General features: G+C 41.3%; 1 pseudogene. It reads right to left on the bottom strand.

The features are described from left to right. A pseudogene (locus L976_RS01620) lies at nt 1-281 on the bottom strand (alpha-amylase family glycosyl hydrolase); the annotation flags it as partial.

Genomic DNA, 281 nt, shown 5'->3' with positions numbered 1-281 from the left:
TTGCACTCATCTTCACGATTAGCCTTACGGGCAATTTCTTCGTTTAAACAACGCATAAACCAAGAAATACTGCTTAATCGTTCATGCCACTCGGTAATTAAGCCATCGAGCAACATGCGTTCACCTTCGATTAATGCATCACCATTCATATACTTAGTCGCGACTGCATGGCCTTTAGTGATTTGGCACCAACGGCTGATAATGTCTTTTTGCGTTAAGGATTTGGCCTTATCGACATCTATTTTAAGCACTAAATGATAGTGATTGCTCATCACCGCGTA

The organism is Shewanella sp. ZOR0012 (assembly GCF_000798835.1).
Lineage (GTDB): Bacteria > Pseudomonadota > Gammaproteobacteria > Enterobacterales > Shewanellaceae > Shewanella > Shewanella xiamenensis.
Note: the sequence above shows the minus strand (reverse complement) of the source record. Positions and strands in the feature narration are given on the sequence as shown.